Raw genomic sequence first — 13,944 nt, 5'->3', positions numbered from 1 at the left:
ACTTATTACTTCGTAAGCTTGATTCCATAGATTTCAGCAAGCTGATCAAGCATCAGGTTAGCTGCTTTAATACCGCCGGCTGTATTCCAGATCGCATCATCCACACGGTAGACATGGCCTTCTTTCATCGCGCTTAGACCTTTCCAGATCGGATCATTTGTCCATTCTTGTTCTTGGGCTGAGCCTTTGCCGTCACCAGTATCATAAGTGAAGTAGAAGATACGGTCTGCATCAGCTTCTGGCAGGCGTTCCTTCGTAATTTCATCAGCAAATTGTTCTTTCGCATTCAGTGTCATCTCGTTACGAGTAAGTCCGATTTGGCCTGCGATAACACCCGAGAATGTATCCGTGTGATAAACCCGTGTTTTTCCGCCCATAAAGCGAACGAAGGATACCGTTTCTTTCAGCTTATCTCCGGCTTGTGCTTTAAAATCTTCAATACGTGCATCAAAATCAGCGATCAGCTTGTTGCCTTCTTCTGTTTTACCAAGTGCTTCGGCATACAGCTTGAAATTATCCTTCCATGCGCCGCGCAGTGTTTCTGCCTCGACCGTTGGCGCAATAGCCTTCAACTGCTCATAAATTTCTTCATGTCTCATTTTATTCGCGATAATAAGATCCGGCTGGAGGCCCGCAACCAGCTCCAGGTTCGGCTGGCCTTCTTCGCCAACAACCTCAACGCCTTCCATATCCGCTGCGATATGGTCATACCATGGATTACCTGTAAAGGATTTAACTGCGCCAACGGGTTTTACGCCAAGGGCAAGCACGGCTTCAGTCCCTTCATTTGTAAGTACAACTACACGCTGTGGTGTGCCTTTAATTTCGGTCTCGCCCATGGCATGCTTCACAACACGAGTTTCATTCGAAGCTGGTTGTTCTGCATTTGCACCAGACTTATTATTTGAAGCTTCAGAACCGGCATTATTATTAGAATTAGAGCCACAGCCTGCGGCGAGTATTGCAATAATAATCGTGCAGAGCGCCAGCCAGATTGTTTTCTTTCTAGTCTTAAACATAAGTGTAGTGCCTCCCATTGATAATATTTCTCACTTGCAACACTATAAAAGAAAACATTGCCAGAGTCAATGAAAATTTTGAGAACGATTATCATATTCATTGACATGACCTGACCACTCTATTAAACTTCACTAGGTACATATTAATCGTTTGCCGTTATCCGTGAAAAAGGAGTTTGCATACAGCTTATGAGATTAACAGGTTTATTCTTATCCCTTCTGCTGCTTGGAGCAGCCATTATTTGCAGTATCGCATTCGGTGTCACTGATATTCCGATTGCAACTGTATTCGACTCCCTCTTCCATTATCAATCTTCTATACAAGAACAGTTGATCATTCATACGGCAAGAGTTCCTCGTGCTCTTATTGCAGCGGCTGCTGGTGCCAGTCTCGCCGTTGCTGGTGCTCTCATGCAGGTCGTTACTCGCAATCCGATCGCTTCTCCTAGCGTATTTGGCGTCAACTCAGGAGCATCGTTTATGGTTGTTGTTGCCTCCGGCTGGCTGGGGATAAACGCTATGCAGCCGCTCACCCTTATGGCCTTGCTTGGTGCAGCGATCAGCGGTGCCATCGTCTTTGTTCTTGGCAGTATGGGACGTGACGGCATGACACCAATTAAAATCACACTAGCCGGCGCTTCCATTGCTGCTTTTTTTGCTTCTTTAACGCAAGGCTTTATGCTCTCCAGCGGCAAAATGTTCGACCAGGTGCTTGTCTGGCTTGTTGGCTCTGTCGCAGGACGTGACATGCATATGCTGGTTAGTGTATTGCCATACATGGCAGTGGGAATTGTCATCGCAATGGTGCTCTCCCGTCACCTGAATGTGCTTGGAATGGGAGATGATATTGCCCAAACATTAGGTCAACGTACGGCTTATGTAAAATGGATGGCTTCTATTGCCGTTATTCTGCTCGCTGGAGCATCGGTCGCCGTTGCTGGCCCGATTGCTTTCATAGGTATCATTATCCCTCATATTGTCCGTTATTTCGTTGGCGCGGATTATCGCTGGATCATTCCATATAGCGCTGTGCTTGGAGGCGTATTGCTTGTAGCCGCAGATATCGGTTCCCGTTACATTGCCATGCCTAGAGAGGTTCCAGTCGGGGTTATGACAGCCGTTATCGGAGTACCTTTCTTCGTCTATATCGCTCGGAAAGGAAGACAGACAACATGAGCAAATATAAAACTTTCCGATGGGATAAGCCTAAGCTGTCCTATCTTCTGGAACATAAAGCCTTATGGACTGCTCTTATCTTGTTCTTGCTTTGTATAGCAGCTGCTATTCTTAGCACGGGGATCGGCAGCCAGTTCATCGCTCCAATTGATGTCATTAAATCAATCATTGGCAAAGGAAGTGCTATGCATGATGTCATCGTGTTAAAGCTGCGTCTTCCACGTATTGTAATTGCCTTGCTCGTTGGTGCTGCCCTAGCCTCAGCAGGTGCCGTCCTTCAAGGTCTGATCCGTAACCCCCTGGCCTCTCCGGATGTGACGGGAATTACAGAAGGTGCTTCTCTTGGCACCGTGCTGTTTCTCTTTTTCTTAGGCGGTCATGTCTCCGTCCATTGGATGCCTGTTGCTGCTATTCTTGGCGCCTATGCCGTTACGGTTATTCTTTATTTATTATCTTGGAAAAAAGGCGCTTCCCCATTAAGGATGGTGCTCATCGGTACCGGATTATCCGCTGCCTTTAAATCCATCTCTTATATGTTTATTATTGCCAGCCCTTATTTTCTGGCGAACCGGGCGATGACCTTTATGACGGGAAGCATCTACGGCTCCTCTTGGGAAAAGGATGTATACACCCTACTCCCTTGGCTGATCGTATTGCTCCCTGCAACCTGGCTGATGGCCCGTCATGTAAATGTACAGGCGCTTGGCGACGACGTCGCTGGAAGCGCTGGGGCGAATGTTCAGAAGCACCGGCTTATTTTACTCCTTCTAAGCGTATCTCTTGCTGGAGCGGCCATCGCTATTGGCGGTGCGATTGCATTCATAGGGCTTATGGCTCCGCATATGGCGCGTAAGCTAGTCGGCTCTTCCTTTGGCGGTTTACTGCCGGTCAGTGCACTACTTGGTGCCATTATCTTGCTCGTATCCGATTTGGTGGCGCGGACCGTATTTGCTCCGCTTGATATTCCGGCTGGCGTATTCACCGCGGCCATTGGTGCACCATTCTTTCTATACATGTTATACCGCCATCGCAACCAATAATGAAGCTGGAGGAAGACAACCATGAGCATTCTTGAAGCGAAAGGGATCGCCCTTTCTTATGGTGGAGCGTACATCTTTGAACATTTAAATATAGCAATTCCCGATGGGAAAATAACCGTCCTGATTGGAAGTAATGGATGCGGCAAGTCGACACTGCTTCGCGCTTTATCCAAATTACTTAAGCCAACCAATGGCGAAGTGACCCTAAACGGTAAAGACTTGTCAGCGATCCCTGCCAAAGCGGCTGCTAAGCAGTTATCCCTGCTACCGCAAGGCCCTATCGCGCCGGAAGGCTTAACCGTACTCCAGCTCGTCAAGCAGGGACGTTATCCTTATCAAAGCTGGCTGCAGCAATGGTCGAAGGAAGATGAAGCAGCCGTGCAATCCGCCTTGCGTGCAACAGGGATTGAAGAGCTTGCAGAACGCTCTGTCTCCTCCCTGTCAGGCGGCCAGCGCCAGCGGGCGTGGATCGCGATGACACTCGCGCAGCAGACGGGCATTATTTTACTCGACGAGCCAACGACCTACTTGGACCTTACGCATCAGATCGAGGTGCTGGACCTCCTGCAAGAGATGAATGAGCAGGAAGGTCGGACAATTGTCATGGTTCTGCATGATATCAACTTGGCCTGCCGTTATGCCGATCATATTGCAGCCGTAAAAAATGGTGCTATCTACGCGCAAGGCGCGCCTTCGGATATTGTAGATGCTTCGATGATTGAAGAAGTGTTCCATTTGAAATGTGATGTAATCAAGGATCCATTGTACGGGACGCCTATGATTGTGCCCCATGGGCGGAAGAAAAAAAGTGAAGTAGCGACGGGTAGGAAGTGAATTGCTATGCCATGGACAGGTATATCTCCTTACAGCCGCTGTTGTTCTCCCGTTTCTTGATCTCACATTTGAAATGTGGAAAAGGGAGAACAAAGGCGGGCGCTTCGCTCTTCAAGGAGACATACCTTTACCCTGCGCACTATTCACTTATGAAAAAAGAAAAGAAAAGAATAAGACAACACAAGAAAAAGGACTTCCATCGTGAAGTCCTTTTTCTCGTTCCATATTTTTTCTAGCAATTAAGGGTTGATGTGCATGTTGTTTTCATGAATAATGAAGATTGGACTATTTTGAAGATACAAAATATGTAAATCATAATAGCAATCTATCTCTGAAAAGGACTGTCGAAATGAATTCTCGAAGGCAAATTATATTTTTGACTACTTCTTTTATAATAATAGCCATATTAACATGCGCGAAGCTTGCTTTATCTTATTATTCAACGGAAAAGGCAACTCAAACTACATTAGCTAAGCAGTATATTACGATTGCGCACACGATCGCTAAAGGATTAGATACGGATTCGTATGAGAAGTTTCTGGAGACGAAACAACATGATTCCAATTACGAACAAATAAATAAGTATCTCGAACGATACCGCAAACGGATCAACGCTTTATATGTCTATACGTTGTTATTAGATGACAGCGATGTGGCTAAAGTAATGGCGTCAGCAACTCCAGAGAATACAGGTTCGTTTACTATTGGATTACCTTGTACTGTGCCTCCCAAACAAGTACAGCAGGCCAAAGATGGACGTGTCTATTATACAGACATTATAAAAGACGCGTCTCATGGGGTATATCTATCGGTTGGAGTTCCGCTCTACAATGAATCAGGCAAACAGCTTGGCGTTCTGGCCATTGATATTGATGCCAGCCAGTTGGAATCCATCAGTGAAGAGGTTATAAACAGCAACAAGATTATATTCACAATAGATATCTTATTTGCTGTCTTACTGCTGCTCGTCTTCTTCACTTTAAGAAAATGGCATAGAAACAGCGTGAAACAGGAACTGCATGAATCGGAATTGATGTATATGTCCGAGATGAGTAAGGTGATGAGCTCCATCAAGTCGAGTCGGCATGATCTGATGAATCATTTCCAAGTGCTTCACGGCTTGTTAACGCTGAAGAAATACGACAGAGCAGCAGATTATCTCAAGCAATTGGCAGCAGAATCTAGAGCCCTGGAGTTATCCCTCAGGATTAACAATCCGGTAGTCCTGATTCTGTTCCAGAGTAAGTGGGAGCTTGCGCAATCCAAAGGCATCGAGCTTCATTTCGATACCGAACCCGAAGAATACAGCCGAATTGAGTCAATGGATCTGGTGAAAATTTTGTCCAACCTGTTGGATAACGCGATAGAAGCAACTGAAGCCTATCCAGGTGAACGAGCTAGGAAGATCCATATTACGGCCAAGACGACAGGCTCGCAATATGTATTTACCGTGAACAATCCCGCTGTGCTGACGTCGAAGCAGCAAAAATGTCTGTTCTACAAAGACGGATATACGTCCAAAGAAAATCCGGATGCACTCCGCGGACATGGCCTCATGATTATTAGAAGAACCGTTAATAAGTATCATGGGGAAATTCAATTTAAGTACGAGAATGAAGAGATAAGTATTCAAATTACGCTCTAAGACAACAAAGAGGACCTCCCAATAAGCGGAGGTCCTCTTTGTTGTTATTTCTGACGCTTCCGAAGCTCCTGGTTCTGGCGGATCTTGCCCTCCATCCCCTGCTCGGTCGCTTTGTAAATGGTTATGCCCTCTACGGTGTCCGGCAAATACTGCTGCTTCACGTAATGGCCCGGATAATCATGCGGGTACTTGTACCCTTCATGACCAAGCTGCTGAGCGCCTTTGTAATGCGTATCACGCAGATGAAGTGGTACCTCTGCATTGCCGGCTCCTTCAATGGCCGCCATCGCTTTGCCGATTGCTATCGCTGCCGCATTAGATTTTGGACTTTCGACGGCAAACAAAATGGCCTGAGTGATATTATATTTGGCCTCTGGCCAACCAATCTTATGATAAGCATCCATCGCCGTCACCGCCTGCACCATCGCCTGCGGATTAGCAAGGCCGATATCTTCGCTGCAAGCCACAATAAGCCTGCGCAGGAAGGTCATCGGATCCATTCCTAGCTTCTCTACCGCATACAAGAACCAGAACAAAGCAGCGTCGCTTGAGCCACGTATGCTCTTATGGTAAGCGGACAGAACATCATATTGCGTGGACATGTCCGCACGGACGGTTGGTTTCCTGATCGATTCCTGTGCGACCTCCATCGTAATCCGGACTGAACCATCCGGCTCAGAAGGTGTCGTGACAGCTGCAAGCTCAAGCGCATTTAGTGCACGACGGATGTCACCGCCTGCCATAGAAGCAATATGTTCAAGCGCCTCTTCCTCCGCATGCAGCATCATAAAGCCTAGGCCGCGGTTCTTGTCTGTAAGCGCCCGCTTCATGGCCTCTAAAGCATGCTTTTCATTCAGAGGTTCCAGTTGGAACAAGGTAGAACGAGACAGCAGCGCTCCATTCACATGATGGAACGGATTTTCCGTTGTTGCTCCAATAAAAATAATAATGCCCTGCTCTACCGCCGGCAGAAGGGCGTCCTGCCTGGAAGTGTTAAATCGATGAACCTCATCGAGAAATAGAATCGTTTTTTTTCCATACATCAACTTATTCGTCTTGGCTGACTCAATAACTTCACGTACATCTTTTACCGAGGCGTCTACCGCGTTCAGCTTTACGAACTCTCCTGCCGTACGCTTCGAGATGATATTCGCAAGCGTCGTCTTCCCGCAGCCTGGAGGGCCGTACAGCAAGATCGACGATACTTGGTCTCCCTCAATCGCTCTTCTCAGCAGCTTCCCCGCTCCAACAATATGCTCTTGCCCAATATAGTCATCCAGCGTCTCTGGCCGCATCCGGTCGGCAAGCAATCTTGCCCGCGGCGTCTCCGCTTCTTGATAAGAAAATAAGTCCATCCGTCGTCACAACCTTTTTAACCACATTACTACGATGATAGCACACTCGCACATACGTTCGCCACCATTCACAAATGGGACTGTTGCCATATTAACAATAAAAAATTTAGTTATTTCGCACGTATTACTATAATAATTTACCAATAAACTGCCGATATAAAGTGCTAGGAATATTTTTCCTTTGTAATACCGTATATAACGAATTACAAGCATGAGAGGGAACTTATAAATATATATAAAACATTAGACAGAGAAAGGGATAAGGAGAGTTGTATTTTGTTCAAATCTGTGAAGAGCGAGTGGGAATTAGCGATGTTCAACAGCATTTGGGTATCTGTATGGGAAGAGAAAGGCTATGAACTCGAGTACACCAACCAGGTAGTCGAAAGATTTCTTGCTGTGTCCGATGATGGAAAATATGTCGGAACATCAGAGATCAAGCCATACCTGCTCGGACATAACGAGATCGAATCGGTCGCTCCTTTCCGTCATCATCCTAAAATTATCGACGATCCTACCCGCGTAGCGGAAATCGATAAAATCGCTATTTTACAACATTTTCGGGGACAACAGCCAATCTCGGATTTATTATCGTCAGCCGTTTATTGTGCCGAGAAGTATAATTTCCGTTATTTTATCTCACTCTTGGAGCCTGTCTTTTACCGTGCCCTTCGAATTACGTTCCATATTCCGATGGAGAAGGTAGGCGGCAAGCAATTTTACAAAGGGGATGATGTTATTCCTGTCCTGTTCGATATGGAGCACATCTACCAAAATAAAAAGCAATACGATTGGCTGACCTATCAAAACAGCTCTGATAACAGAGCCATGCCTGCATTATAAAACCAATTAGTAAAGGTTGAGATCAAGCATATGACCAGAGATCAGATCGTGCTCGACAAAAGGAATCGATTATTTGTAAAAATTTTATGGGGACTGCTAGCGCTTGGTCTACTCGCCGATCTAGGAGCAGGACTTGGCACTGACATGATATTGCTACTTGCCGTCGTGGGTTTAATCAGCTGCGGCCTCGCTACCATCATGACCTACAAACGGATTTTGGTTGAATACATTATGTATGTCGTACCCATCATTCTAACGGCATTAACCGTGCTGCTGATTGTATCCGATCCACATCCGATTATAAGTACCTATTTCCTTGTCTACGTAAATATTGCTGTCATGACCTTATACGCTGACTATAAGCCTATCATCTTTACCGGTGTGCTGAGTATGGGTGTCAGCACTTATATTTTCCTGGATCCTGATCTCCAGAAGCAGCTTTTCCCGGATGATTCCTTGTTGTATTTGTTCTTATACTTGATCTTTGCTACTGTCGCTCTCTCTTTCTCCGCCAAATTCAGCCAAAGCCTGCAGGCAAATGTTACGGCCGAACGACGTGATGCTCTCGAATCTAAGGAGCTGACAGATAAGGTTGTTGAGAAGCTGAAGTCAATGATACTCATTCTTGGTGAATTCAGCAGCGAGCAAAAAGGTACGGTTGAATCAACCAGCCAGATCTCGCGTGAAGTCACAACTACCTTCGCTGAAATGTCTGCTTCCATAGAGAAACAAACCAGTATGGTTCTTAACGTGAGTGACTCCGCTCATACGATTGAAACAGCCGTTTCCCAGCTTCGTGAAGGTTCCACACAATTGCAGCAATACTCTGCCGATACGGCTCTGCTGACCGTGGAAGGCAATGATCTGATTCAAACTTTAACGACAGATGTACATAGTGTTCAAGCGATTATTTCGCAAACCGTAGCTTTAATGGAGCAATTAATCGATCAAAATGAGAAAGTAAGCTCGATTGTAGGCTCCATTCGGGAAATTTCCGAGCAGACAAATCTCCTATCCCTCAATGCAGCGATTGAAGCAGCAAGAGCCGGAGAGCATGGCCGCGGCTTCGCAGTTGTAGCCGGCGAAGTCCGCAAGCTCGCAGATAACGCAAGCCTTGCAGCAGGCGAGATTACGAGCATCCTTGGTACCATCCATACTTCTATCTCAGCTGTAAGCGAGCAGGTCCATCTGGGTCAGAAAGCTGTAGATACAAGCTATCAGGCTTCACAAAAGGTTGAAAGTATCATTAAGCGAATTAACGGCAATACCGAGCAAGTGAAGCAGCAATCCGATACGGTCGGCGACTCTTCCAAGCAGCTGTATGAGCAATACTCTTCCATCTCGGATGAAATGACTGGAATGGCTGCTATTACCGAGCAGAACATGGCCTCCGTCGAAGAGGTATGTGCCAGCATGGAAAATCAGGACGTCAAGATCAGCCATCTCGTCGAAGGTTACGCCCAGATCGATGTACTCATCTCTGAGCTCAAAGATCTCGTCGAGCCTAAACAGACGGCCAAATAGTCATCTAATTTCATTTAAAAACCCGCAAGTGACATCTTATGTCCGCTTGCGGGTTTTTCCATTTAACAAGGCTAATATAGAAGACCCCTCCATTAATGACTTCACATAACAATCTAACAAAAAAATGCAAAATTTTGATATAATGATTCAACATCAAAGTTGTGGGTAAGCGAGGTATTCACATGAGTTTATTTAAACTGGATTTCTTGAAGAAAAATAAAAATCAAGCACCGCTCATCTCCGATTTGTTTAACACATCCTTATTTGATCATCAGTCAGACATTTTCCTGTTGTTCGATCGTAATGGACGGCTGATTGAGGCTAACCAGGCATTCACCAATACATTAGGTTACTCCCTTGACGAGTTCAAGCCATTAACCTATGCTTCCCTTTTACCTGACAACCAATGGCAAAGAGCGAGAGAACATTTTTATAAATTATTAAATGGTGAAATTCAAATCTTTGAAATCAGTGTTCTTCATAAATCAGGCGGCCAATTCATTGAATTAACCGTGACCGCTCTTCCAAGAAGGAATAACGATACAAATGACGGATTTTATGCCATTGCAAAGGACCTCTCGGACATCAAGCTAATCGAGCAGCGTTATATATCGTTGTTAAAAAATATGTTCAGCGCAGCATTTATTATTGATTTGCAGGGCAACATCCTCGATGTGAATGAAGCGGCTGTCACAATGACTGGCTATGAGAAGCACGAACATATCCACTTTAGTCAGTTTATTAAGCCCGATGAGCTCGATCAAGCAACTATCTATAATCAAAGAGTCCTTGCAGGGGAAACCCTTTCTTTCCCTATCGCTATTGTACATAAAAACGGTCAAAGCATTGATGTGATGACTACCTTATTCCCGATCTTTCTTCATGAGAAAATCACGGGCATCATTGGAATAAGCCATGGCATATCCGACGAGACAAGAAACAGGCGATTACTTCATATTAACCAACAAAGATATAAATCGCTTTTTGAACAAAACCCTGATGTGATCTCCTACTTTGATTTGAATGGGAATTTTATCGATTGCAATTCGGCACTGGAGAAAATATTAGGTTATACCCGGGATGAACTAGTGGAATCGCATTATGAGCAGCTCATTTCCAATCAGGATCTGGATAAAGCCCATTATCATTTCAATCAAACCGTGCTAGGCGAAGTTCAAAACTATGAACTCATTAGTCAGCATAAGCTTGGCCATTTCGTCTATTTGAGTATCACAAAACTCCCGATTATGATTGATAACCTTACGATTGGTATCTATTCCATTGCAAAGGATATAACCACAAAAAAACAAGCTGAACATGCCTTAGTTGAAGCGGAATCGAAATACCGTAGTCTGGTGGAGAAATCAATTGTAGGCGTATATATCATTCAGAATAACCTCATTGCCTATGCTAATCCTCATCTTATTGATTTGCTGGGGTACAATGAGGCTATTATCGGAATGGATGTTCTGAGCGTCATTTATCCTGAAGACAAAGAAATTGTTAAACAAAATATAAAAAAAATAATAAACGAAAATGAGGCCATTCATCATTTTATGCGGTTAGTGAAGATGGATGGAGAAGTTATCGACGTTGAGCTGTACTCCAATCCCATTTTCTATCAAGGCACGTCTGCCATAATAGGTACATTACTTGATGTAACCGAGAGAAAAAAAGCGGAAGAAATGAATGCTTTTCTAGCCTATCACGATGCTTTAACCCGGCTCCCTAATCGAAGAAAGTTTGAAGAGATGCTTAAAGAAACGCTGCAATCATCCAAGTCCGCACAGTCAAAATTCGCTGTCATGTATCTGGATATGGACCGATTTAAATACATAAATGATTCTTTAGGTCATGTTGTTGGGGATCAGCTGTTAGTTGCTATCTCCCATCGTTTACAGCAGCAGGTCAGAGACAATGATATCGTCGCCAGAATGGGCGGTGACGAGTTCACCATCATCCTCCCTCATATTGAGGATAACAACAATGCGATAGAGGTTGCAAAACGGATCATTGAAGCCATGAAGGAACCACTAAAGATCGATGAGTATGAGCTCTACATTACAACTAGTATCGGGATCGGTGTATACCCTAACGATGGGGGTGATAGTCTGACCCTGATGAAAAATGCGGATTCTGCGCTTTATCGCGCTAAAGATTTGGGCAAAAACAACGTTCAGATCTTTACATCATCGATGAATATACAGACATACAAAATCTTCACCTTAGAGAGGGATCTCCGAAAGGCAATACAGCGTAATGAATTAGAGCTCTACTATCAGCCCAAGGTAAATGTGTATACTGGGGAGATTGTTGGTGCTGAGGCCTTGATCAGGTGGAATCATCCCGAATGGGGGATGATCTCTCCTAATGAATTTATTCCTTTATCAGAGGAAACAGGATTAAGTGCGGCACTTAGCAGCTGGGTGAAGCTAACGGCATGCCGGCAAAATAAAGAGTGGCAGCAAGCCGGTCTACCGGCTATTCCGATCTCGATTAATGTAACAGCCAAACGCTTTTTATTTATGGATATGGCCGATTCCATTCAACTTGTTCTTCGTGAAACTGGTCTGGATCCTCAATATTTAGAGGTGGAAATAACGGAAAGTTCCCTTCTGGAGAACGAAGATGCGGTTATGACAACACTGGATGCTCTTAATAAACTAGGTGTAAAAATCTCTCTTGATGATTTTGGCACTGGTTATTCTTCTCTCTCTTATTTAAAAAGGTTCAGACAAAAAATTAACACGCTGAAAATCGATAAGTCCTTCATTCACGACATGCATCCAGGAAATGATGACAACGCCATTATCCATATGATCATTCAGTTAGCCCAGCATATGAATATGTCGGTTATTGCGGAAGGTGTTGAAACGGAGGAACAGTTATATCTTCTTAAACAATTACAATGTGATGTTGTACAAGGTTACTTATTTAGTAAACCTGTCCAAGCGGTAGAGTTTGCTGAAATTTTAAAGCAAGGTTATATACCCATCTTAAATGATGTAGCTGCAGCTTTTGAAAATAGACGACAATATTATAGAGTGAGTTTTCATTACCCTCTAAGCGCATTAATGACCGTAATCGAGATAAACGGAAAAAGTATTGAGCTTGGAAAAACGGAAATCGTCATAGAGAATATAGGCGCCGGAGGATTAAGATTCCTATCTTCCATCCAGCTTGCCGTACATCCTGGCATACTCTTAGAACTCGAGACACAGATCATACATAAAACCATTCGATTGTACGGTAAAGTCGTTTGGTTAAAGGAACTAGAATCCGGTATTTTTCAGTACGGCGTCGAGTTCCAGATCAACGAGCATGAAAGATCATCCTTAACTCGGACCCTTCACGAATTATCCACCCAGCTAAAAAAAGACCATCTTGTCCCCGGCTGCAACTTCATAAAAGAAGATAGCATTCATTATTTAAAAACTTTTTCCGTCCACCGCCACTCTCACTAAACAGCAAACCGCAAGCGCCATATCCGCTTGCGGTTTTTTCTGTCCCCCCACGAAGGATCTTTGGGCTTTGCCCTGATTTGGGATTAGGTATGGGGCTAAGGATTGGAAGGAAAGTATCGTCTGGAGGAGCGACAGCGTCTGCCTTTGGAATCGTGAATTCACATTAGAACATTATTCAAAAAATCACGATTCCAACAGCAGCCGTAAGAGGATACTTTCCTGTAATGACGTCATCCTATACAAAACAAAAAAGGCCGCCCCAAAGACGGCCCTCTCTTACACTACAATATCATGCGACGCCAAAAGATCCTTCACCACAACACTCACCATAATCAGTCCCGCCACAGGCGGAACAAAGGCATTACTGGCTGGCGGTTGCTGCGCTTTGCGGATCTCCGGAGCATTCTCCGGCACAATGCGCTGTGTAACGTCCTCACGTGGCTTGTTAGGCAGTTCGGACGAGAAGACAACCTTCACGCCCTTCTTGATGCCCTCCTTGCGCAGCTTCGTGCGTACGACGCGTGCGATCGGGTCCGTATGCGTCTTCGAGATGTCCACAACGGCGAACTTCGTTGGATCCATTTTGTTCGCTGCACCCATGCTGGAGATAATCGGAATCTTCCGCTCCAGGCATTGCTTAATCAAATGGATTTTGTAGGAAATCGTATCCGATGCATCCACAACATAATCAAGTGGATAAGCAAACAGCTGCTCATACGTCTCTTCTGTATAAAACATCCGCAGCGAGATGACATCGCAATCCGGATTAATCAGTTTAATCCGGTCGCGCATCAGATCTGCTTTTGGTTGTCCAACAGTAGTGATGAGCGCATGAATCTGACGGTTTACATTCGTAATATCTACAACATCCTTATCAATGAGGATGATGCGTCCTACGCCGGTACGGGCAAGCGCCTCAGCCGCGATGGAGCCTACGCCGCCAATGCCAAGCACGGCGACGGTACTCCCTTTCATCGCTTTAAGCCCTTCCGGGCCGATCGCAAGCTCTGTACGAGAAAATTGATGCAGCATAGTCAATTGCCG

The 13,944-nt window shown here is 44.9% G+C and carries 10 protein-coding genes; 7 read left to right on the top strand and 3 right to left on the bottom strand.

What is annotated here, in order from left to right; all coding sequences use genetic code 11:
• Positions 1–5 precede the first annotated feature (5 nt).
• Positions 6–1,019, bottom strand: coding sequence for an ABC transporter substrate-binding protein (locus AB4Y93_RS10320; RefSeq protein WP_441891513.1), 1,014 nt, complete (start codon positions 1,017–1,019; stop codon positions 6–8).
• A gap of 189 nt (positions 1,020–1,208) precedes the next feature.
• Between AB4Y93_RS10320 and AB4Y93_RS10315 the strand changes: the two genes are divergently transcribed.
• The 4 genes from AB4Y93_RS10315 to AB4Y93_RS10300 all read left to right on the top strand — a co-directional run bounded on the left by AB4Y93_RS10315 (position 1,209) and on the right by AB4Y93_RS10300 (position 5,714).
• Entirely contained in the window at positions 1,209–2,195 is a 987-nt protein-coding gene (locus AB4Y93_RS10315) for a FecCD family ABC transporter permease (RefSeq protein WP_441891511.1), read from the top strand.
• Complete coding sequence (locus AB4Y93_RS10310; RefSeq protein WP_441891509.1) at positions 2,192–3,235, top strand: FecCD family ABC transporter permease; 1,044 nt, start codon at positions 2,192–2,194, stop codon at positions 3,233–3,235. The genes AB4Y93_RS10315 and AB4Y93_RS10310 overlap by 4 nt, the downstream gene beginning before the upstream one ends.
• Before the next feature lie 21 nt (positions 3,236–3,256).
• Positions 3,257–4,069, top strand: a complete 813-nt coding sequence (locus AB4Y93_RS10305) for an ABC transporter ATP-binding protein (RefSeq protein ID WP_441891507.1) — start codon at positions 3,257–3,259, stop codon at positions 4,067–4,069.
• Positions 4,070–4,445: 376 nt separating this feature from the next.
• Positions 4,446–5,714 (top strand): GHKL domain-containing protein, encoded by a 1,269-nt coding sequence (locus AB4Y93_RS10300; RefSeq protein ID WP_441891505.1) that lies wholly within the window; start codon positions 4,446–4,448, stop codon positions 5,712–5,714.
• Between the two features lie 44 nt (positions 5,715–5,758).
• Here the strand turns inward: AB4Y93_RS10300 and AB4Y93_RS10295 are convergent, their stop codons facing one another.
• Positions 5,759–7,069 carry a replication-associated recombination protein A gene (locus AB4Y93_RS10295; protein ID WP_441891503.1) on the bottom strand — a complete coding sequence of 437 codons (1,311 nt, stop codon included), beginning with the start codon at positions 7,067–7,069 and terminating at the stop codon, positions 5,759–5,761.
• 276 nt (positions 7,070–7,345) lie between these two features.
• Here AB4Y93_RS10295 and AB4Y93_RS10290 point away from each other — a divergent pair, with 276 nt between their 5' ends.
• The 3 genes from AB4Y93_RS10290 to AB4Y93_RS10280 all read left to right on the top strand — a co-directional run bounded on the left by AB4Y93_RS10290 (position 7,346) and on the right by AB4Y93_RS10280 (position 12,900).
• The gene (locus AB4Y93_RS10290) at positions 7,346–7,912 is read left to right on the top strand and encodes a GNAT family N-acetyltransferase (protein ID WP_441891501.1); all 567 of its coding nucleotides are present in this window, start codon (positions 7,346–7,348) and stop codon (positions 7,910–7,912) included.
• 30 nt (positions 7,913–7,942) lie between these two features.
• A complete protein-coding gene (locus tag AB4Y93_RS10285) occupies positions 7,943–9,436 on the top strand; it encodes a methyl-accepting chemotaxis protein (protein ID WP_441891499.1) in 1,494 nt (497 codons plus the stop codon).
• A 182-nt stretch (positions 9,437–9,618) separates the two neighbouring features.
• Positions 9,619–12,900, top strand: a complete 3,282-nt coding sequence (locus AB4Y93_RS10280) for an EAL domain-containing protein (protein WP_441891497.1) — start codon at positions 9,619–9,621, stop codon at positions 12,898–12,900.
• A gap of 276 nt (positions 12,901–13,176) precedes the next feature.
• Here AB4Y93_RS10280 and AB4Y93_RS10275 read toward each other — a convergent pair whose 3' ends face one another.
• Complete coding sequence (locus AB4Y93_RS10275; protein ID WP_441891495.1) at positions 13,177–13,932, bottom strand: tRNA threonylcarbamoyladenosine dehydratase; 756 nt, start codon at positions 13,930–13,932, stop codon at positions 13,177–13,179.
• Positions 13,933–13,944 lie beyond the last annotated feature (12 nt).

Origin of the sequence: Paenibacillus sp. YAF4_2, assembly GCF_052113225.1 — a bacterium.
In the GTDB taxonomy this organism is placed as follows: domain Bacteria; phylum Bacillota; class Bacilli; order Paenibacillales; family Paenibacillaceae; genus Pristimantibacillus.
This window is presented reverse-complemented; position numbering and strand designations above follow the sequence as displayed.